The organism is Rhizobium sp. 01L419 (assembly GCF_056400025.1).
Genome location: NZ_JBFTSM010000001.1, coordinates 107647 through 127385 on the forward strand (window position 1 = coordinate 107647; position 19739 = coordinate 127385).

Consider the following 19739-nt stretch of genomic DNA (forward strand, 5'->3'; position numbering starts at 1 on the left):
GGCACGCCTTGGGTGCGTGCCGTATTTTTCAGGTAGTGCGGAAGCGGCCCCGGATCTGGCTCATGTAGAAGTCGCCAGGAGAAGCTGCTGCGGCAAGTCCGACGACGATGCCTTCGGGGACATCTTCGTAGTGACGGCGTTGGCCGTTGGTCAGATAGAGCGTGAGGTGTCGAGTTTCGCGCTTATAATCAATCGCTTCAATGAGTTTGGACTGCAGTCTAGTTTCCATGCGGTACTCCCCGATGTGTTTCGCGCGAGAGAGGTGGCTGCTGGATCCGACGAGCGGTTCAAGACAGCGTCAAAGCTAATCCCTGGTCGATTCAAGTCAAGGATCGAAAGAGTTTGGCTGCACCTATTTTGAGTTAAATGCGTCTGAAGTTTGACGCCCTAAATTAGGCCGGGCGCACTATGGAAAATGGAGCGCCCCCTTCACGGAACCATCGTCCGCCGGTGAGCGTTCAAAAAACGTTCTATCCAGCCTCAGGCACGGTGATTTCTTGCGAGTGATTGCAGAGCTGCTCATTCTTTTCGGCCGCGTCTGCGGCGCGCTTGTGGCCGTGGCGGGTGCGATGGCTTTTGCCTCCTATCTGATTGCCTCTCCGGTCGATGCGACGCCGCGTATGGATGCGGAAAGTGGAGCGATCTGGACCTCTGTACCGGTTCATATCGATCCGGGCCATCAGCCCTATGACCGCGAGCCCGACCGCTATCCCTTCAAATTCTCCGCCGGTCGGTCCCTGAAGGTCATCGACAATGCGACCTTTTCCCTTAATGGCGACACGTTCGTCATTGCCGGTGTATCGCGCATCGCCCCGCAGGCGCTCTGTGTCGATGTGCAGGGGCGCCGTCTTGCCTGCGGCCAGAATGCAGCGGGCGCGCTGCGGACTGCCTTGCGCCGCAGTTTCATCGAATGCAGCCGCAAGGAATTGGCGCCGAAGCTGTTCATGGTCAGTTGCAGACGGGACGGTCAGGATCTTGCCGGCGTGCTCAACGACACGTCAAGGCCGCAGCTTGTTGCCAGCGCGAAGTGATCAGGCGCGTCGCCAGAAGATGAGTTCCGGCACCAGCCAGGAGGGATCGGGCGCAGGCAGCCAGGTCTTCGCGGAAAAATAATCCTTCGTGCGGCGCTGTTGGGGGGAGGTCTCCTGAAGCAGGAGCGTGAAATTGAAGCTGCCCGGACGCGAATGTTCCTGGGTGAAGTTGATCAGCGAGCCGAAGCCTTCTTCCTTCACATCCCTAAGATTACGGATTGCTGCCAGCGCATCATGGAAATCCAGCCACGCCGGCTGCGTGAGCATGGTTTCGAAGATGCGCATCGTGCCAGCGTCGAGCTGCCCGTCATTGTTGGTTGCTGGGCCGACGAGTTTCACCCGCATGCTTGATATCGTGCCATTGCCGTTGCCGCGAACGACGAGGAAGAGCGAGCTGGCGATGTGCTCCTTCTCTTTCTTGAAAATCTGTTCGTACGAGCATTCGAACGTATCGGAATTGAAGGCGGTCGCCGTCCATTCACTTGTTTGGACGCCGGCAGAACGCAGCGCCTCGCACATGGCCGGGCCGGAAATGCGCCAGGTCCGCAGAAAAACGCTCGCAAGAGCCGGCTGCGGCGGGTCGAACATACGCGGCGCGATCTTGATGCTGACCGGTTCGGTTCGGCGGAAAACCTTAGGCGGTGGGGGAGGCGGGGGTGCCTCCGGCGGGAAAAGTTCTATGCCGAAGTAGTGAGCCAGCGACTTCAGGTGACGCATGTCATTCGACAGCAGCACAGTGGCGGCGACAATTGAAAAGGAGAGAATGATCAGAAGCCACATGACGGCGCGGCCTCTTCGCGGCTGCGGCGCCAGTTTCATGTTCTGATCGGACGACTGCATCGTCAGTTCGCGAGACCTCGGACAACGGAAGTCATCATTTATAAGGCTCGGACCAATGTGGCAATCGATCTCATCCGGAGCATGGGGGCAATCGATTTAAAGCCGCGCCGGTGAAAGTATCGACGCGCCTTAAGCCGCGATGCGACGATAACGTTTTCTGATCTGGTCGATATAGTACTGGCCCGGCGAGGGCGCGGCCACCATGGTATTGACGTCATCGACCGGCACGCCTTCGAACAGACGCTCTTCACCGTTGCGGAAGCAGATGCGCAGGCGCCCGTCTTCCTGGCTGAAATAGACGTTCTGAATAATCCTGGATTTGACTGGAACTTCGTGCATTGTTTTCTGCCCTGTTTTGTTTTGCGGCACCTTAGAAGTAAGGATGCGAAGATACGGTCAAGGCGTATGGTAAAGATTGTTTTCCGCATGAAGAGCGACAGTCTAAAAAATCGCGTTTCAATAAAATTGTACGGATCGGCTTAAAAGGCCTGCAAATACCGACATGTAGAGTGACCCTCATGAAAGCGGCCGGGCATGGACAGATGCGACCGGCGCTGCGGCCAGGCGGAAATCGTCGGGCCGACTGGAAAACGGGGACTTCAAGATGAGCAGACTTCTTCTTGCCGCGACGCTCGCAATCACCGTATCGGTTGCAAGCCAGCCGGCTTTTGCCTTTGGCCCTGGTGGCTTCGGTCGCGATCTCATGTACACCTCGGCCATCGGCCATCTGCCTGAGGAGCCGTTGACGACGAGCGCCGGCTTCGTTCGTCCGAACATGCCCTTCGCTCTGCGTGCTCCGGCACAGGTCGACGGCGAAGGATATAAGCTGAAGGCCTATTCGCACCAATTGACTGTCGTCGTCGGCTTCGTTTTCGACAGCGTTCTCAGCCAGGCTGCCCAGACCATCGGTGCTGCCGAAGCGCTGGGTCCGTTTCTGCGTTAACACTTAAATATTGGATACTGCCGTCTTTCGATTTGCGCCCGCCGGAAGGATCCTGCGGGCGCAGTAATTTTCTTGAGATTGCAATTGCATTGTTTCATGGTAAGGCGAGATCGAAGTTCTTTTGCATTGCATTTCAAAACGACGATACGCATCGTTCAAGCCGTGAACGCGAGTTCATCATCACCGGTCCGAGCGCACTGACAATCGACTTGACGATTGCTTGGTGCATCACCGAATGAACTTGCTGATTTCAATCTGGGAAGGTTGCATGAATTCGGAATTTGTCGTTCGTTCCATGCGGCCCGGCGAACTGGAGCTTGCGCTGGAATGGGCACGCCAGGAGGGCTGGAATCCCGGCCTCGATGATGCGATCGCATTCCATGAAGCCGATCCTTCCGGATTTTTCGTTGGCTCCATTGGTGAGGTGCCGGTCGGCTCTATCTCGGTCGTCAAATATGGCGACAACTTCGCCTTCCTCGGCCTTTACATTGTCCACCCCGACTTCCGCGGCCGAGGTTTCGGCAAGGCGATCTGGAACGCCGGCATCGCTTCTGCCGGGGACCGTACGATCGGTCTCGACGGGGTTGCTGCGCAGCAGGCAGCCTATCGGAAGGCCGGTTTCGAGGTTGCCTACAACACGATCCGCTATGGCGGTGTGCCGTCATCCGTACCGCAATCCTCGCTCGTCGCACAGCCGGTTCCGGATGCGCGGCTCGAAGGCCTGCAGCGCTACGACAGCGGCATTTTCCCGCAGCCCCGTCCGGCTTTCCTTTCTGCCTGGTGCACGGGCCGCAAGGGGCGCAGTTCTGTTGTCGTGCGCAAGAGCGGCAAGATCCGCGGTTACGGCACGATCCGCCGCTGTTATGAGGGTTACAAGATCGGCCCGCTTTTCGCCGCTGAGGCGGACAGCGCTGCCGCCCTTCTGGCCGGCCTCATTCCCCAGGCGCACGGTGCGTCGATCTATATTGATATCCCCGCCGCCAATGCCGAGGCGATTGCGCTTGCCGAAAGCGCGGGGCTTGAGCCGGTCATGGAGACCGCGCGCATGTATCGCGGTCCGGCGCCGGAAATCCCGCTGAAGAACGTCTTTGGCGTGACGACGCTGGAGCTTGGTTAGTCGACAGGCGAAGCCGGCACGGTGGGCGCAGCCGACTTCGGCCGTCCCTTTTCGGCGATGGCGATGCCGCCGAGCGTCAGCGCCAGCGCAATCATATGGAAAAGCTGCAGCGTTTCACCGAGCAGGGCGACGGACAGCAGCGTACCGAAAACCGGGACGAGGTTGATGAACAGGCCGGCGCGATTGGCGCCGATTTCCTCGACGCCTCTGATATAAAGTATCTGCGCCAGCAGAGAGGCGAAGATTGCCGTATAGAAGGCAATCGCCCAGCCTTGTCCATCGGGCCATTGAGCCGCGCCGCGGGAGGCCTCCCACAAGAGCAGCGGCAGGGCAGTCAGGGCCGCACCGAGTGCCGGGATCGCCATCAGCGTGCGCCAGTCGACGATGGGCTTCCAGCGCAGAAAGATCGTATAGACGGAATAGGCCGCCACCGCGATCAGCATCAGGCCGTCGCCGCGGTTCAGGTTGAGCCGCAGGAGCGTCGCGAGATCGCCATGGGCTGCCGTCAGCCCCACGCCGATAAGCGTCATGCCGAAGCCGACGACCTGCGCCAGCGAAACACCGGTTCGGAAAAAGGCGAAATTCAAGAGAAAGATCAGCATGGGAATGCCGGCCTGCTCGATGGCGACATTGATCACAGTCGTGTATTGCACGGCCGAATAGAGCATGGCGTTGAAGATCGTATAGCCGATGACGCCGTAGAAGAAGAGCAGGGGCAGGTTTTTGCGCACGACCGGCCAGTCCTTCTTCAACTGCGGCAGCGAGACGGCGGCGATCAGCATGACGGCCAGGAACCAGCGCAGGAAGGTCAGCATCATAGGGCTGACATGGCCGAGCGCCAGCTTGCCTGCAACGGCATTGCCGCCCCAGCAGAGAGTTGCAATGACGAGGCAGATATAGGCTTTAGCTTGCAAAGGCTGATCTTCCCGTCTTGCCGTCTCTGGGAGGCTTTTTCGATCGGGCTTAGCCTGCTGACGGCTGATTTGTCACGTAAAAAGCCGAATCTGCTGTGACAACAGGGTCGCTTTCCCAAAAACAAAGCTTTATAGATGCGCGGGTTTGAGCAGGTGTGCGGTTCTCCGCCGGTAACAGGAAGAGTTTGATGACGAACGTAGTCGTGGTCGGTTCGCAATGGGGTGACGAAGGCAAAGGCAAGATTGTCGATTGGCTTTCGGAACGTGCGGATATCGTTGTGCGCTATCAGGGCGGACACAATGCCGGTCATACTCTCGTCATCGACGGCACGAGTTACAAGCTCTCGCTCTTGCCATCCGGTGTGGTGCGCCCGGGCAAGATGGCTGTCATCGGCAACGGCGTCGTCGTCGATCCGCATGCGCTGATTGCCGAGATCGGCCGGCTGGAAGCCCAGGGCGTGAAGGTCACGCCGGAAAACCTGCGTATCGCCGACAACGCGACCCTCATTCTTTCCCTGCACCGCGAACTGGACGCTTTCCGCGAAGATGCAGCTTCCAACAGCGGCACCAAGATCGGCACGACGCGGCGCGGCATCGGCCCGGCCTATGAAGACAAGGTCGGCCGCCGCGCCATCCGCGTCATGGACCTTGCGGACCTTGAAGCCCTGCCGGGCAAGGTCGATCGCATCCTGACCCATCACAACGCGCTTCGCCGCGGCCTCGGTGTTGCCGAAGTCAGCCACCAGACGATCATGGATGAGCTGACCTCGATCGCCGACCGTGTGCTGCCCTTCCGCGATACAGTCTGGCTGTTCCTCGACAAGGAACGCCGCAAGGGCGCCCGCATCCTTTTCGAAGGTGCGCAGGGCAGCCTGCTCGATATCGATCATGGCACCTATCCCTTCGTGACCTCGTCCAACACGGTGGCCGGCCAGGCCGCTGCCGGTTCGGGCATGGGTCCGGGTTCGCTCGGCTATATCCTCGGCATCACCAAGGCCTATACGACGCGAGTCGGCGAAGGTCCGTTCCCGACCGAGTTGACGGATGAGATCGGTCAGTTCCTCGGCGAGAAAGGTCATGAATTCGGCACGGTAACGGGCCGTAAGCGCCGTTGCGGCTGGTTCGACGCCGCACTCGTGCGCCAGTCGGTCGCGACCAATGGCATCAGTGGCATCGCGCTCACCAAGCTTGATGTGCTCGACGGCCTCGATGAATTGAAGATCTGCGTCGGCTATATGCTCGATGGCGAACAGATCGACCATCTTCCGGCAAGCCAGGCGGCGCAAGCTCGAGTCGAGCCGATTTACATCACGCTGGAAGGCTGGAAGGGATCGACGGTCGGCGCCCGCAGCTGGGCCGATCTGCCGGCGCAGGCGATCAAGTATGTTCGCCAGGTCGAAGAGCTGATCGGTGCGCCCGTCGCGCTTCTTTCCACAAGCCCTGAGCGTGACGACACCATACTTGTGACCGATCCGTTTGAGGATTAATGTCGCGGGTCACTTAGGGCGACCGTTCGGGAGTGTGCCGGACTTCTTGAGAAAGTACTGATGGCGGATTTTATTGCAGTTATTCGGCGGGCAGTCGACGGCCTGTCTGAAAATACGCCCGAAATGCGGGTGAAGGTCTACGAGCGTGCGCGCGGCGCTGTGCAGCGCCAGCTCGAGAACATGAAGCCGCGTCCGCCGGAAGCCATGCTGCAACGTCAGCTTGATAAGCTTGAGGCCGCAATCCGTGAAGTCGAGACCGAGCATGCAGAGGCCACTGATGTCGAGGAGCCGGTTGCGGCCGCTTCGGCCCCCGAGGTCCATCAAGAGCCTGCTCTGGAGCATGAGCCTGCTCTAGAGCAGGAGCCTGTCGCAGAGGCGGCGCCTGCTGCTGAGGCCCCTGTCCCTGAAAGCCCTGAGCAGCAGGAAGCAGAACGTCCTGTCAACGAGCAGCAGCAGCCTGCCGAGCCGGAAGAGGTCGTTCAGGCTGCCGCTTCCGCCGAAGAGGTGGTGTCCGAGCATGCCGAGTGGCATCCGCCTCATGAGGAAGAGACGCCTGCCGAAGAATGGCGTGCGCCGGAGCAGGCGGAGGTTCATGCCGAGCCCGAGCAGCTTCCTGAGCCTGTAGAAGAGCATTATCCGGAAGAGCCGCGGCTGGATGAGGTCGCTGCCGAGCCGGTAGCTGAAACCGCCCATGAGGTGGAAGAAGAGCTTCAGCACGAGGAGGTTCATCAGCCGGCTCCGCGCGGCATAGACCGTGCGTCCAATCGGCTCGTCGAGCCGATGGCCGATTTCGAGCCGCAATCGCAGCCGCAAGTCGAGGAATTCGTCGAGCATGCACGCGAGGAACCGCTTGCTGCAGATGCGGCGGCGCATTTCGATCGCATGTGGTCCGAACCGGCTGCCGAAACGCCGGCCCCTGCGCCGCAGGAAGCCGAGACAGAGTGGGCGCGCGAAGAGCTCGAGTCCTATGCAGAGGCGGTTCCCGCCGTTCCCGCCGATGCTTCGGCACGCGCTTTCGATGAGGTCATCTCGACGCTCGGCAATAGCGCATCGCCGGCCGTCATGCCGGCTGCCAAGGAGAATCTCTCCTGGGAAGCGGCCGCTTTCGACGACCTGCCACCGATCGAGGCTGGCACGGACAAGAAAACACCGGCTTCCGCGCATTTCGACGATGTCGATATCTTTGCGGAAGTGCATGCCGGCAATGGTTCAGGCTCCGCGGCTCCCACACCGGCCACCCCCAGCGAAGACTGGCGTGAGGCGCGTGCGCTGCGCGGCTACGACCGACGCAATGCCGTTGCCGATGACGACGACGGCAACCCGCCGATGGATCTGGACCAGATCGTCGCTTCCAAGATGCAGGGCAAGAGCTTCCGCATGGAGCCCAAACGCCGACGCTTCGGCATCGGCACCATTCTGGCGATCCTCGTCACGCTGGGCATTATCGGTGGTGGCGCCTATGCCGGCTGGATGAACCGCGATGCGGTGATGGAAATGGTGGACGGCCTCGTCAGCTCCGCACCGTCACAGGCTGTGCGCAACGAGACGGCCACGTCGACGACAACGCCTCCGGCACAGCAGAGCAGCACGCCGGCCACGACCCCGCCGGCAAATCCGAGTGCTGCGACACTGCCGACGCGACCCAACCAGGAAGTTGCCTCGTTGGACGGTTCAGCCGCCAATACCAAGTTCACCCAGCGGCTGCTCGCCGATGGCACAGAAGTCGATAACGGCGCTGCGGCAGTGCCGGGCACGCCGACGGCAGAAGGCAAGTCGGTCGCCGAGCAGAATGTCGCGGCAGCCGATACCAGCACACCGAGCGTCCAGTCCGATGCAGCGCCTGCCGAAAACTTGACGCCGAACGGCCCGGCGGCCGCACCGGCGCAGAATGTGCCTGTTGGCGCTACGGAAAAGATGTTCCTCTACGAGGAGCGGATCGGCGAAAGCTCGCCGACCGCAATCGAGGGTTCGGTTGTCTGGACGATGCAGCATGAAGCCGGGCAGGACGGCCGCCAGGAAGCCACCGTGCAGGGTAACGTCACCGTGCCGGAGCGCAACCTCTCGGCGCTCCTGACCTTCAAGCGCAATTCCGATCCGTCGCTGCCGGCAAGCCATCTCGTCGAGATCGTCTTTTCCGTTCCGCCGAATTTCGAGGGCGGCAGCATCGACAGCGTTCAGCGTATCTCGATGAAGCGCACGGAGCAGGATCGCGGCGATCCGCTGATTGCAGTGCCGGCCAAGATCACCGACGATTTCCACATGATCGCGCTCAACGACTATCCGGATGCGCGCAAGGCCAATCTGGACCTGCTCGGCACTCGCGACTGGATCGACATTCCGATCACCTATCGCAATGGCCGCCGGGCGCTGCTGACTATGCAGAAGGGCGCCACCGGAGGAACTGCCTTTACCTCGGCGATCAAGGAATGGACGGCCCTCGGGGACCTTTCGACCAGCCAGTAAATAAGGCCGGCGCTTCCCTGGCGCATCAAAATCGTGCAAAGCAAAAGGCGGGCCGCAAGGACCCGCCTTTTTCATATCATAAAGACAACCGGCTTATGCGGTGGCTTCGACCACACGCACTGCCTTGGCGCGTTCAAGCGCTTCCTTGCGGACCGCATCCTGCACCTTCTCAAAGGCGCGGACTTCGATCTGGCGGACACGCTCGCGGCTGATGTCGAACTCGGACGAAAGGTCTTCCAGCGTTACCGGATCTTCAGCAAGCCGGCGTGCCTCGAAGATGCGGCGTTCACGGTCGTTCAGCACGCTCATGGCCTTGGACAGCATGCGGCGGCGCGTATCGAGTTCATCCTGCTCGATCAGCACGTCTTCCTGGCTCTCATGGTCATCCACGAGCCAATCCTGCCACTGGCCGCTGTCGCCTTCAGAAGCCTTGATCGGAGCATTCAGCGAAGCGTCGCCGGACAGGCGGCGGTTCATCGAAATGACCTCCTCCTCGGAGACGTTCAGCTTGGTGGCGATCTCGGTCACATGTTCCGGCTTCAGGTCACCTTCATCAATGGCCTGGATACGGCCCTTCAGGCGACGCAGATTGAAGAACAGACGCTTCTGGTTGGCGGTCGTGCCCATCTTCACCAGAGACCACGAGCGCAGGATATATTCCTGGATCGAGGCCTTGATCCACCACATAGCATAGGTGGCAAGGCGGAAACCGCGTTCCGGATCGAACTTCTTGACGGCCTGCATGAGGCCGACGTTCCCTTCGGACACGACTTCGCCGATCGGCAGGCCGTAGCCGCGATAGCCCATGGCGATCTTCGCAACGAGGCGAAGGTGGCTGGTGACGAGCCTGTGTGCCGCGTCACGATCTCCGTGCTCGGAGTAACGCTTGGCGAGCATGTACTCTTCCTGCGGCTCCAGCATCGGGAATTTGCGGATTTCGTCGAGGTAACGATTGAGACCGGCTTCGCCGGCGGTAATGGACGGCAAGTTATTTCGGGCCATAATGCACCCTCCTTATATGGATTCCGGTTCCCGATGGAACGCGCCCTTGCGTTAAAGGCAAACCGGGACATGCGGCTCTCTCCAAGCCCGCAATAAGTCTATGTACAGATAAGTATGGCGAAACAGGGATTCAAGGTCGTCTCGGCGTTCACGAGGGCGTTATCCGGCCTCTGCCAGTGGCGATTGGAGGCATTGATTTTACGGACAGCTGCTGCATTTTCCAGTGACGGTAGCACTCTCGCCCGCCGATTCCACGAGGGAAAACAGATGATCAGACCAGCCCTTGCCGCCCTCCTGCTGCTCACGCTTTCGGCCGCCCTTTCATCCTGCGGAAATACCGCAAGGGGATTGGCGCAGGACGGGCGTGACACCAGCCACGCTCTCGACAATGCCACGCATCGGGTCCTGGGTGCCGGCGCCAAGAGATAGCAGCGGCATTTCTTATGCGCGCAGGGCGTCGACGAGTTCCACCATATCATCCGGCAGCGGCACCTCGAAGTGCATCACCTCGCCAGTGCGCGGATGCTCGAATTGCAGCATGAAGGCGTGCAGCGCCTGGCGGCCGAAAGCCTTGACGATCTTGCGGGCCTCGTCGGGCAGAAGATTGGCCTTGGTCTTGAAGCCGGCGCCGTAGACGGTATCACCCAATAGCGGATGGCCGATATGAGCCATGTGGACGCGGATCTGGTGCGTGCGGCCCGTTTCCAGGTGACATTCGACGAGCGAGGCGAGCGCGCTCGCATCCGGGCTTTCATGGAAACGCTCCAGCACCTGGTAATGGGTGATCGCCTCGTCGGCGTTCTCGTTGTCCGCGCGCTTGACGGCACGTCGGGTACGGTCTCCGGTGTCACGGCCTAGCGGTGCGTCGATCGTGCCCGAGAGTGAGCGCGGACGGCCCCAGACGATCGCCTGATAGGCGCGTTCCAGCGGCATGGTGCGGCCGTGGTCGGCAAACTGCAGCGAGAGGTGGCGGTGAGCCATATCGTTCTTGGCGACGACCATGACGCCGGTCGTATCCTTGTCGAGGCGGTGCACGATACCGGGGCGGCGTACGCCGCCGATGCCGGAGAGGGTGTCGCCGCAATGGTAGATCAGCGCATTGACGAGCGTACCGGTCCAGTTGCCGGGACCCGGATGGACGACGAGACCAGCCGGCTTGGAGATGACGATGACGTCTTCATCCTCGTAGAGGATATCGAGCGGAATGTCCTCCCCCTTCGGCGCCGGGTCTTCCGGTTCAGGCAGGATGATCTCGTAGCTGTCGCCGGCTCGCACCTTCTTTTGGGGATCGGTAATCGGTGCGCCCTTCAAAAAGACCTGCCCATCCTTGATCAGCGCCTTGATGCGGCTGCGGGAAAACTCCTCGCCGACCTGCGCGGTCAGCCAAGCGTCGAGGCGGCCTTCGGCTGTCTCATCGGCGGTCAGGACTTTTCTATTGTCATCTGCTTGTTTAAAGGGGTCGCTCAAGACGCTTCTTCTCCGACGTATTTTTTAGAACGGGACGCCATAGATGACGAAATTCGAGCCAGCCGACGATGAGCAGGAAGAAAAGCCCCTTGATCCGGCTATGGAAAGTGTCCGGCGCAAGATGGTTCGCCTGCAGATCGTCTCGGGCGCCATCATGTTCGTGAGCCTTATGGCGGTCTTCGGCGCTGTTGTCTACAAGGTGACGCGTACGGAACCTTCACAGACTACAGCGTCCGCAGGCTCTTCCGGTGTTCCCTCCGACGCGCCGGTGAATTCGACGGCCTCGCTGCCACTCGGCTTCAAGATCGAGCAGACATCGCTTTCGGGCGGACAGATCCTGTTTTACGGCACCGATGTCAACGGCAAGCGCAAGGCGCTGGTCTTCGATATCAAGGCGGGCCGCATCGTGGCCGACATCACATTGTCGGGCAATTGAGGCCGGCATGGCCGGAAAGCCCCTCACGATCGAAACCCCGGACGATCCGCGGATCGCGGAGTTTCGCGATATCCGCGAGCGCGACCTGACGGGGCGACAGAACCGCTTCATAGCCGAAGGTACCGTCGTGCTGCGTATGCTCGCCGATGCGCATGCGGCGGGTAGAGGATTTTCTGCCGAAAAGATCTTGCTGCTTCGCAACAGGCTCGACGGCGTGGCGGAGATCCTCGACCGCTTTCCCAAAGACGTACCTGTCTATGTGGCCGACGCCGATGTTCTCGATGGTATCGTCGGCTTCAACATGCATCGCGGCGTGCTTGCGCTCGGTCGCCGCGAGCAGGCCACGGAAACCGTCTTTCTGGATACGCTGCCCGAGCAGGCGCTGGTCCTCGTCGGTTGCGGCATTTCCAATCACGACAATGCCGGGTCGATGTTCCGCAATGCCGCTGCCTTCAAGGCGGATGCGATCCTCCTTGACGAAACCTGCTGCGACCCGCTCTACCGCAAGGCGCTGCGCGTTTCCGTCGGTTCTGTTCTGAGCATGCCCTATCGTCGCGGCGGCGATGCGCTCGATCTTCTCGTGAGCCTTGCCGAGCGGGGCTTTGTTATCTGGACGCTTTCGCCACGCGGCGAGACTGACATCCGGCAGATACCAGCCTCCGATCGCATGGCGCTCGTCGTCGGCACCGAGGGCGAGGGCTTGCCGGAGGCGGTGCTTTCCCGTTTCCGCAGTGCGCGCATAGCCCAGTCCGAAGGGCTGGACAGCCTCAATGTGGCAACGGCCACAGGTATTGCGCTCTTTGCCATATCCTCGGCGATGGAGCGGATCTGAATAAGTTCAGCGCTGCGGATCGGCGATGATCGCAGCCGCGCGGTCGGCGAGGTTCACGCGTTCATTCGGTCCCTTCTTCTCCCTGCCGGGCAGGAGGGGCAGGATCGGAGAGGACGGACCCTCATCGAGCGCCGTGAGCGCTACCATGTTGGCGGCGATCGAGGCGATCTCCTCGCGAAGGGCGCCGTCACGACCGGTATTGTTTCTTGCCTTCTGCAGATGGTCGGCAAGTGCGGCGCTACGCCGGCGCACATTATCGCCCATCTGCGCGGTGATGGCCGCCACATCCAGCGTGGCGGGCTCGGTCTCGCCGGCGGGTTCGGTTGGCAGATCGGCAATCGCCTTGGAGAGGCCGGCATCGCGCAGCACCTTTGCGGCCTTGCGGATTTCGGCATTGGCAGCCTTCACCTGATCCTTCAGCTTGGCGATCTCCTGTTGCCGGCGGCCGAGCAGGGCTTCCTTGTCCGCGGCAGAAGCGGCCTCGCGGGCGGCCTTGTCTTCCAGGCGAATGACCATGTGCTGTTGCTGGCTGAGCTTCTGCTCGGCATCCTTGGCACGCTTCTGCGCCACCGTTATGTCCTGGCGCATCGTATCACGTTCGTCTCGCAGGGCATTGGTGCGGAATTTCAGGTTTTCGGCCTCGGTCTCGCGCGCAGCAAGGTCGATCTTCAGGTTGTTGGTCTGTTCCATGATCTTGGAAAGCCGCGCGCGCAGAGTTTCCAGTTCGCTATCCTTGTTGGAGCCCGCCTGTTCGGCAATGTGCAGGCTGGTCTTCAACTGGCTGATATAGTTTTCGTCCTTGCGCAGGTGGGAGCGATGCTCGGCAGCCTCGACCTGCATCTCGCCGATCTGTGCACGCGCCTCGTTGACCTCCGAGGCCAGCCTGCCGGCATCGACGGCGAGTGCGTCATGGCGCAGCTGGAGGGAGAGCGACTTTTCGCGTTCGCGGTGCAGGTCCTGTGCGGTGCGGGCGTTTTCAGCGGCATAGAGGGCGCGCACCATGTCCTTCTGCGCCCGCACTTCCTGCGGGCTCAGCGGCATGGTCGCCTTCAGGCGGTTTTCGGTATACCAGACGACGCGGCGGTGGACGGCAGGCGAGACCAGAAAGACAAGAAAGGCCGCGGTCAGGAAGCCCAATCCGAACAAGAGAGCATATTCGATCACGGCGCGGCCATCGATTTGAAAGGTTGATACGGGTCAGTCGGCCTGATTAAGCACGCAGAGCCCGCAGCGGCAAGGCTGCGAGCACAGGCAAGACCATATTCCCAAGGATATTAGCGGTGATTTGGGCTTTTCAGAAGGGGTTCCAGGTCGGGTTCGGGGTGACTTTCAGATAGCCGACATTGATGCCCAGGCGGGCGCCGACGCCCGTGCGGATCGGCACAACCAGGACATTGTTGTTCTTGAGAAGCGTCATGCCGAAGCCGGCGATGACATAGGCGGAGCCGCTGACGCCGCCGAAGCGCGCATAGATAGAGTCGATGGAGGGCAGGTCATAGACCAGCATCATGACGCGCGAGCCCTGGCCGCCGTAGTCGAGACCCAGAGACGGACCCTGCCAGTAAAGCGGGTGCTCGCCGGCATTCTTGGTGTTGAGCTGGCCTTCGCCGTAAGTGAGGCCGGCGATGAAGGCGCCGCCGCCTTCCTGGCCGAGAATATAGCCGTTCGGCAGGCCGTATTTCTGGAAGGCGCTTTCAACGACCTTGGCAAGGCCGCCGCTGGTTTCGCCGAAGAAGGAGTGACCGGCATCGACGATTTCCTGCACCGTGTACTGGCCATTGTTCTGCTGGGCAGCGGCCTGTCCAGCAACAATCACCGACGATACCATGATAGCGGTCAGCAACCTGCAGAAGCCGATAAATCTTCCGAGAAATTGGAGGCGCATGATGTCATCCATTCGTCATTGTCGGGGGCATTGGCATTTGATGCATTTTGCTCCGATCGTCTTAACAATCGGTTTACCAAATATGGTGTCATTATGGCGGCAAGTACGGTCGCAAACTTCGCGCAATTTTGATCAGGCACACTACCGGGTGGAATGATACTGCCGCCCTCAGGAGACGATGATGTCCAAGAACCCGAATCTCACTCTATCCGGCCCGGACCTGGCCGCACTTCTTTGCAGTCGTGTGTGCCATGACGTGATCTCGCCCGTCGGCGCGATCAATAACGGTCTGGAGCTTCTGGACGAAGGCGGAGCGGATTCGGACGCGATGGATCTCATCCGCACCAGTGCGCTCAATGCTTCAGTTCGTCTCAAATTCGCACGCCTTGCCTTCGGTGCATCCGGTTCCGTCGGCGCCTCGATCGATACCGGCGAGGCCGAACGTGCGGCCAAGGACTTTGCCGTGGCCGAGAAGAAGACCGAACTGAGCTGGAGCGGCCCGCGCGCGATTGTCGCCAAGAACAGGGTCAAGTTGCTCCTGAACCTCTTCCTCGTCGCATATTCTTCCATTCCGCGCGGCGGCAACCTGGATATTACGCTGGAAAATCCGGAATTCGACGCGAGTTTCAAGCTCGTGGCGAAGGGCAAGCTGATGCGCATGCCGCCGAAATTCGTCGAAATCGCCACCGGTACCGTCGAGGAAGCGATCGATGCGCATTCGATCCAGCCTTATTATACTGTGTTGCTGGCGGAAGAATGCGGCATGATTCTGGATTATTCGGCCAGCGCCGAAGAGATCGTTTTCACTGCCAAGGTGGCCGCAGCCTAGTTCATCGATCGCTGATCGAGGCGGGCGCAGTAACGATTCCTTAGCCTGATGAACCTATCCTCGAAGGTTAGGAAGGCCCTCGACGGAGACAGCGCGAGGGATAAGGAGCCGCCATGCAGAGATTCATGATCACCGATAGTTCGGACATCGTTCGCAAGGTCGGCAAGCGAATCCTTTCCGAGCTCGATTTTCTGGTCAGCGAAGCTTCGAATGCCGAAGAGGCGTTGCAGCGCTGCCAGGCTGAGCTTCCCGAATATCTGATCGTCGATTCGGGCATGGAAGGCGCGCTCGAACTCATCGCCAATATCCGCGCCATGGACGGCGGCAAGGAGGTCAAGATCTACTATTGCGTCATCGAGGCCGATCTGAAGAAGCTGATGGCCGGCAAGCGGGCGGGGGCCACCGACTTCCTGCTCAAGCCCTTCGACCGCAAGATCCTCACCGCCGTGTTCGGAAATCGCGCAATCGCTGCCTGAAGAGGTCGCGCAAATCGTTAACGCGAGCCGTCCTTTGGGGCGGCTTTTTCTTTTCCGGACATTACCGACAAAATAAAAGTCCCGCCGGAGAGGCGGGACTTTTCTTCGGTAAGGGGATTCGGCGGATCAGGCGGTTTCGGCGTATTCGGCACCATCGGGCTCGCGCAGCACATAGCCGCGGCCCCAGACGGTTTCGATGTAATTTGCGCCGCCGGCAGCATTTGCGAGCTTCTTGCGCAGCTTGCAGATGAAGACGTCGATGATCTTCAGTTCCGGCTCGTCCATGCCGCCATAGAGGTGGTTCAGGAACATTTCCTTGGTGAGCGTGGTGCCCTTGCGGAGCGAGAGAAGCTCCAGCATCTGGTATTCCTTGCCCGTCAGATGAACGCGCTGGCCGCCGACTTCGACGGTTTTGGCGTCGAGGTTGACGATAAGTTCGCCCGTGATGATGACCGACTGGGCATGACCCTTGGAGCGGCGGACAATAGCGTGGATACGGGCGACGAGCTCGTCCTTGTGGAACGGCTTCGTCATGTAGTCGTCGGCGCCAAAGCCGAGGCCACGAACCTTGTCTTCGATGCCAGCCATACCCGAGAGGATAAGGATCGGCGTCTTGACCTTCGACAGACGGAGAGTGCGCAGCACTTCATATCCGGACATGTCCGGAAGGTTCAGATCGAGAAGGATGATGTCGTAATCATACAGCTTGCCCAGATCCACGCCTTCTTCGCCGAGATCCGTCGTATAAACATTAAAACTCTCAGATTTGAGCATCAGTTCGATGCTCTGCGCCGTAGCGCTATCATCCTCGATGAGAAGTACCCGCATAATTATCCCCTTTACCGCCGCCGAAAGGTGGCCTGGCCCCCTACGCGATACCGAATAAGCTACGTGATTTGGAAGCTGCCACGAAATGGTTAACAAATTCTAATTCACTCTGGCAAGGAGTATCGAATTTATTAAATAATTTTTCCATTTCTATGTTTTCCAATGGAAATCTCAAACCACAAATCTCAACTTCGACATTAAGAATCTGCGCTAAGTGATTCATCTGACTCGCTAATGAAAAGGTTCGGTTTCCTGTATTGGCGTTTACCGACCCTTAAATCATCGGACCTATCATTAACGATGCCCGTAAACGAAAGGTTACCAGCGGTAGGTTTTTGTTAATATCGGAGGAAATTTTTCGGCAAACCGTGTCAAAGCGGCGCGCAAGGGCAGTTTAGAGTTGAGCCGGGGTCTCGCATCACGGGAGTAATGCGTATGAAGTCGCGAGAGAGCCTCGTTCGCCTGAAAGAGTTTCAGGTTAACGAAAAGCGTCGTCAATTGCAGCAGTTGCAGATGATGATGTCCGAATTTGAACGGATGACGAAGGATCTGGAGAGCCAGATCGTCGTAGAAGAAAAGAAGTCCGGTATTTCCGACCCGAATCACTTTGCATATCCGACCTTCGCCAAGGCCGCACGTCAGCGCGCCGACAATCTTCAGGTTTCGATCAAGGAACTGAAGGTTCAGGAGGAGGCGCTGGAACTGGCGCTAGAGGAAATGCAGGCGGAATATGCCAGGGCAACGGCGCTCGAAGAGCGCGACGGCGCAGTTCGCGCCCGGGCCTGACGAATATTGCAGGCGCCGGTACCGGCGCCTTGGGGATAACCACAGAAGCCATGCATGCCGGACGCAGTGTCCGTCATGCATGGCTTTTGGTGTTTCTATCGTATGCGCGACGTCCTCAGTTTACCACGTCATTCCATTCGGGGTGGCGCTGCGCCTGTGATTTAAAGAAGGGGCAGAGCGGGATGATCTTCCAGCCGCCCTCGCGGGCCGCCTCGACCGCGTGAAGGGCGAGCGCCTGGCCGACGCCCTTGCCGCGCAAAGCGTCCGGCACGCCGGTATGATCGATGATGATCAGTTTCGGCGATGTGCGAGAATAGGTCATCTCCGCTTCATGGCCTTCCAAGGCTGCAACATAGCGGCCGCCGGAGGTGTTTTCCTCAATCCTGATATCCATGTCCGTCTCCTGATGAATTATGTGATCGGGAACGTGACATGGCGGCGCCGGCGTGCCAAGCCGTGGTGGCAGGAGACAGTGTGTTCAAGGGAGAGGCGGCAAATTGAGCAGGCTTTCGGCGATTCGGCCCGTTCTGCTGGTGACAGCGCCGTTTCTTCTGGCGCTTGGCCTCGTCCTGCCGCTCGTCCGCTTCGAGAAGCTCTGGTTCTTCGACGAGACGCCGTCGCTCCTGGAAATCGTGGCTTCGCTCTGGAATGGCGGTGACGTGGCGCTTGCGGCAGTCGTTGCGCTCGTCTCGATTGTCCTGCCGGTTCTGAAGATGATCGGGATCGCGGCGGGATCCATGGCTGCCGGCGGCACCGGCAGCCTGTTTTATCGCAACGTCGTGCCGCATCTGTCCAAGTGGTCCATGATGGACGTGCTGCTCGTCGCGATCGTGATTGCGGCGGCGAAGACGACGGGACTTGCGAATGCGTTTACGCAGCCCGGCCTCTGGTGTTACGCGGCCTCGGCAATGATTTCGGGCCTTCTTCATTCCCTTGAGGGAAACGCGTCCGGCCCGAAATAATCAACTAGAATGGAATGGGATCAGTGGCGGTACTGCTGGATGCGCGTGGTGCGCAGACCGGCGAGGCCATGACTGTTGATGGAGGACTGCCAGGAAAGGAATTCTTCGACAGTGAGCGTGTAACGCTCGCAGGCTTCTTCCAAGCTCAACAAGCCACCGCGAACAGCCGCGACAACCTCTGCCTTCCGGCGGATGACCCAGCGCCGCGTATTCGGCGGGGGAAGATCCGCAATCGTCAGGGGGCTGCCATCGGGGCCGATGACATATTTCACTCGGGGACGTATCATTTCGGTCATTGGACTCTCTACACAACGCAAGACCACGGACGCCACTCTAACTTGCCACATTTAAAAATTGCCTAAACCCATCGTAACACTTTGATAACAACTTTAGATGCCCAGCGGGGTGATTTGCGGATCGCCTGCCGTTACGTCAATTTGAGGCGACTGCATGGGAGCCATGCGGAATAAATGTTACATATTTTTCCCGGATAATCTTATAAGCGCTGCAACATAAGCATGAGCGCAAAGACTTCGTCTCCGTTCTTCTCGCAGTATCAATAAAGATGGCCATTTGAATGCTTCGTATCCTTCGGATGCGGGGCAAATGCCGTCTTTCCTGATCGTCCGGCGCGTCCAATCCGCGGCCGGTTGCGAGGCCGAGGCGAAGCCAGGCCCGTGAAGGAACAAGAGAATGAAGAGACGTGAACGCGCAGTCCGCGACTGCGCCGATGATACCGCATTTTCGCCCTTCGCAGCCCGTCCTGCGGGCATTTCCGCCGTCGACGGTGCAAGCCGCCTGGACGAGCTGACGAAGGCTGCCGGATTCGAATTCCACCTGTTTTCCGTATTCCCGCGCGGGGACCGGACGGCCTTTCTGGAAAACAAGCTGATCAGCAACTGGCCGCAGAGCCTCGTCAACTTTTACGAGGAGGCGGACCTCTTCTATTGCAGCAAGCTGGTCGCTGTCATGAAGCGCACGATCATGCCTGTCTTCTGCGAGGAGGGGTCTTTTGGTGGCAATGCAGCGAATCAGGAAAACCGCCGTCTGAACACGATGTTTCAGATGCACGGGCTGCAGCATACCTTCGCGTTTGCGCTGCACGACGCTGACCTGAAACAATACATCTTCGCTTTTTCCGGTACGCGTGCCATGCCCTCTCGCGAGGAAGCGACGGCGCTGGTTTATGGCTGCATGGAGCTTTTGGACACACTGCCGAGCGACGAGAAGCCGGAAGACAGGCCATCGGAAAGCCTCACCCGGCGGGAGATCGAATGCCTGCGCTGGTCAGCCGCGGGCAAGAGCAGCGATGAGATTGCGATCATTCTCGATCTCTCATCGCATACGGTGGTGGGATATTTGAAGAGCGCGATGCGCAAGCTGGATTCGGTCAACCGTATGCAGGCTGTCGCCCGAGCATTCAGGTATCGGCTGCTCTAAC

General features: G+C 59.6%; 24 protein-coding genes. 13 read left to right on the top strand and 11 right to left on the bottom strand.

Going from position 1 to position 19739, the window contains the following annotated elements; all coding sequences use genetic code 11:
* Positions 1–28: 28 nt before the first annotated feature.
* On the bottom strand, positions 29–229 hold the full coding sequence (locus tag AC1DUP_RS00495; protein ID WP_113299799.1) for a KTSC domain-containing protein: 201 nt from the start codon (positions 227–229) through the stop codon (positions 29–31).
* Positions 230–497: 268 nt separating this feature from the next.
* Between AC1DUP_RS00495 and AC1DUP_RS00500 the strand changes: the two genes are divergently transcribed.
* Positions 498–1031, top strand: coding sequence for a hypothetical protein (locus AC1DUP_RS00500; protein ID WP_162747200.1), 534 nt, complete (start codon positions 498–500; stop codon positions 1029–1031).
* Here the strand turns inward: AC1DUP_RS00500 and AC1DUP_RS00505 are convergent, their stop codons facing one another.
* Both AC1DUP_RS00505 and AC1DUP_RS00510 read right to left on the bottom strand, forming a co-directional pair.
* Complete coding sequence (locus AC1DUP_RS00505; protein WP_477831815.1) at positions 1032–1871, bottom strand: DUF6030 family protein; 840 nt, start codon at positions 1869–1871, stop codon at positions 1032–1034.
* Between the two features lie 129 nt (positions 1872–2000).
* A complete protein-coding gene (locus AC1DUP_RS00510) occupies positions 2001–2210 on the bottom strand; it encodes a KTSC domain-containing protein (RefSeq protein WP_113311253.1) in 210 nt (69 codons plus the stop codon).
* A 265-nt stretch (positions 2211–2475) separates the two neighbouring features.
* On the opposite strand from AC1DUP_RS00510, the gene AC1DUP_RS00515 reads away from it, so the two are divergent.
* A complete protein-coding gene (locus tag AC1DUP_RS00515; protein ID WP_477831816.1) occupies positions 2476–2814 on the top strand; it encodes a hypothetical protein in 339 nt (112 codons plus the stop codon).
* Positions 2815–3082: 268 nt separating this feature from the next.
* Positions 3083–3931: a GNAT family N-acetyltransferase gene (locus AC1DUP_RS00520; RefSeq protein WP_477831817.1), complete on the top strand. Its 849-nt coding sequence runs from the start codon at positions 3083–3085 to the stop codon at positions 3929–3931.
* Here the strand turns inward: AC1DUP_RS00520 and AC1DUP_RS00525 are convergent.
* Positions 3928–4845 carry a DMT family transporter gene (locus tag AC1DUP_RS00525; RefSeq protein ID WP_477831818.1) on the bottom strand — a complete coding sequence of 306 codons (918 nt, stop codon included), beginning with the start codon at positions 4843–4845 and terminating at the stop codon, positions 3928–3930. The two genes, AC1DUP_RS00520 and AC1DUP_RS00525, sit on opposite strands and share 4 nt — an antisense overlap.
* A 188-nt stretch (positions 4846–5033) precedes the next feature.
* Here AC1DUP_RS00525 and AC1DUP_RS00530 point away from each other — a divergent pair, with 188 nt between their 5' ends.
* Entirely contained in the window at positions 5034–6332 is a 1299-nt protein-coding gene (locus AC1DUP_RS00530; protein WP_113299793.1) for an adenylosuccinate synthase, read from the top strand.
* A 60-nt stretch (positions 6333–6392) separates the two neighbouring features.
* A complete protein-coding gene (locus AC1DUP_RS00535; protein WP_477831819.1) occupies positions 6393–8795 on the top strand; it encodes a hypothetical protein in 2403 nt (800 codons plus the stop codon).
* A gap of 93 nt (positions 8796–8888) precedes the next feature.
* On the opposite strand, the gene rpoH is transcribed toward AC1DUP_RS00535, so the two are convergent.
* A complete protein-coding gene (gene rpoH, locus AC1DUP_RS00540; RefSeq protein ID WP_113299791.1) occupies positions 8889–9797 on the bottom strand; it encodes an RNA polymerase sigma factor RpoH in 909 nt (302 codons plus the stop codon).
* A 267-nt stretch (positions 9798–10064) separates the two neighbouring features.
* Here rpoH and AC1DUP_RS00545 point away from each other — a divergent pair, with 267 nt between their 5' ends.
* Complete coding sequence (locus tag AC1DUP_RS00545) at positions 10065–10226, top strand: entericidin (protein WP_113299790.1); 162 nt, start codon at positions 10065–10067, stop codon at positions 10224–10226.
* A 12-nt stretch (positions 10227–10238) separates the two neighbouring features.
* On the opposite strand, the gene AC1DUP_RS00550 is transcribed toward AC1DUP_RS00545, so the two are convergent.
* Positions 10239–11264: an RluA family pseudouridine synthase gene (locus AC1DUP_RS00550; protein WP_477831820.1), complete on the bottom strand. Its 1026-nt coding sequence runs from the start codon at positions 11262–11264 to the stop codon at positions 10239–10241.
* Positions 11265–11307: 43 nt separating this feature from the next.
* On the opposite strand from AC1DUP_RS00550, the gene AC1DUP_RS00555 reads away from it, so the two are divergent.
* A complete protein-coding gene (locus tag AC1DUP_RS00555; protein ID WP_113299788.1) occupies positions 11308–11700 on the top strand; it encodes a hypothetical protein in 393 nt (130 codons plus the stop codon).
* 7 nt (positions 11701–11707) lie between these two features.
* Entirely contained in the window at positions 11708–12532 is an 825-nt protein-coding gene (locus AC1DUP_RS00560; RefSeq protein ID WP_477831821.1) for a TrmH family RNA methyltransferase, read from the top strand.
* A 6-nt stretch (positions 12533–12538) separates the two neighbouring features.
* Here AC1DUP_RS00560 and AC1DUP_RS00565 read toward each other — a convergent pair whose 3' ends face one another.
* Together AC1DUP_RS00565 and AC1DUP_RS00570 are read right to left on the bottom strand one after the other, a co-directional pair.
* The gene (locus AC1DUP_RS00565; protein WP_477831822.1) at positions 12539–13696 is read right to left on the bottom strand and encodes a hypothetical protein; all 1158 of its coding nucleotides are present in this window, start codon (positions 13694–13696) and stop codon (positions 12539–12541) included.
* Between the two features lie 130 nt (positions 13697–13826).
* Positions 13827–14417, bottom strand: a complete 591-nt coding sequence (locus AC1DUP_RS00570) for an EipA family protein (RefSeq protein ID WP_113299824.1) — start codon at positions 14415–14417, stop codon at positions 13827–13829.
* 181 nt (positions 14418–14598) lie between these two features.
* Here AC1DUP_RS00570 and chpT point away from each other — a divergent pair, with 181 nt between their 5' ends.
* Both chpT and AC1DUP_RS00580 read left to right on the top strand, forming a co-directional pair.
* Positions 14599–15246, top strand: coding sequence for a histidine phosphotransferase ChpT (gene chpT, locus AC1DUP_RS00575; RefSeq protein ID WP_113299785.1), 648 nt, complete (start codon positions 14599–14601; stop codon positions 15244–15246).
* A gap of 113 nt (positions 15247–15359) precedes the next feature.
* On the top strand, positions 15360–15722 hold the full coding sequence (locus AC1DUP_RS00580) for a response regulator (protein WP_113299784.1): 363 nt from the start codon (positions 15360–15362) through the stop codon (positions 15720–15722).
* 126 nt (positions 15723–15848) lie between these two features.
* On the opposite strand, the gene ctrA is transcribed toward AC1DUP_RS00580, so the two are convergent.
* The gene (gene ctrA, locus AC1DUP_RS00585; protein WP_007815188.1) at positions 15849–16550 is read right to left on the bottom strand and encodes a response regulator transcription factor CtrA; all 702 of its coding nucleotides are present in this window, start codon (positions 16548–16550) and stop codon (positions 15849–15851) included.
* Between the two features lie 435 nt (positions 16551–16985).
* On the opposite strand from ctrA, the gene AC1DUP_RS00590 reads away from it, so the two are divergent.
* Positions 16986–17336 (top strand): flagellar export protein FliJ, encoded by a 351-nt coding sequence (locus AC1DUP_RS00590; protein ID WP_112543982.1) that lies wholly within the window; start codon positions 16986–16988, stop codon positions 17334–17336.
* A gap of 115 nt (positions 17337–17451) precedes the next feature.
* On the opposite strand, the gene AC1DUP_RS00595 is transcribed toward AC1DUP_RS00590, so the two are convergent.
* Positions 17452–17730 carry a GNAT family N-acetyltransferase gene (locus tag AC1DUP_RS00595; protein WP_113311261.1) on the bottom strand — a complete coding sequence of 93 codons (279 nt, stop codon included), beginning with the start codon at positions 17728–17730 and terminating at the stop codon, positions 17452–17454.
* A 103-nt stretch (positions 17731–17833) separates the two neighbouring features.
* Between AC1DUP_RS00595 and AC1DUP_RS00600 the strand changes: the two genes are divergently transcribed.
* Positions 17834–18298 (top strand): paraquat-inducible protein A, encoded by a 465-nt coding sequence (locus AC1DUP_RS00600; protein ID WP_113311262.1) that lies wholly within the window; start codon positions 17834–17836, stop codon positions 18296–18298.
* A 20-nt stretch (positions 18299–18318) separates the two neighbouring features.
* Here AC1DUP_RS00600 and sciP read toward each other — a convergent pair whose 3' ends face one another.
* Complete coding sequence (gene sciP, locus AC1DUP_RS00605) at positions 18319–18594, bottom strand: CtrA inhibitor SciP (RefSeq protein ID WP_007533628.1); 276 nt, start codon at positions 18592–18594, stop codon at positions 18319–18321.
* A 397-nt stretch (positions 18595–18991) separates the two neighbouring features.
* On the opposite strand from sciP, the gene AC1DUP_RS00610 reads away from it, so the two are divergent.
* Positions 18992–19738: a helix-turn-helix transcriptional regulator gene (locus AC1DUP_RS00610; protein WP_113311263.1), complete on the top strand. Its 747-nt coding sequence runs from the start codon at positions 18992–18994 to the stop codon at positions 19736–19738.
* Position 19739: the final 1 nt, after the last annotated feature.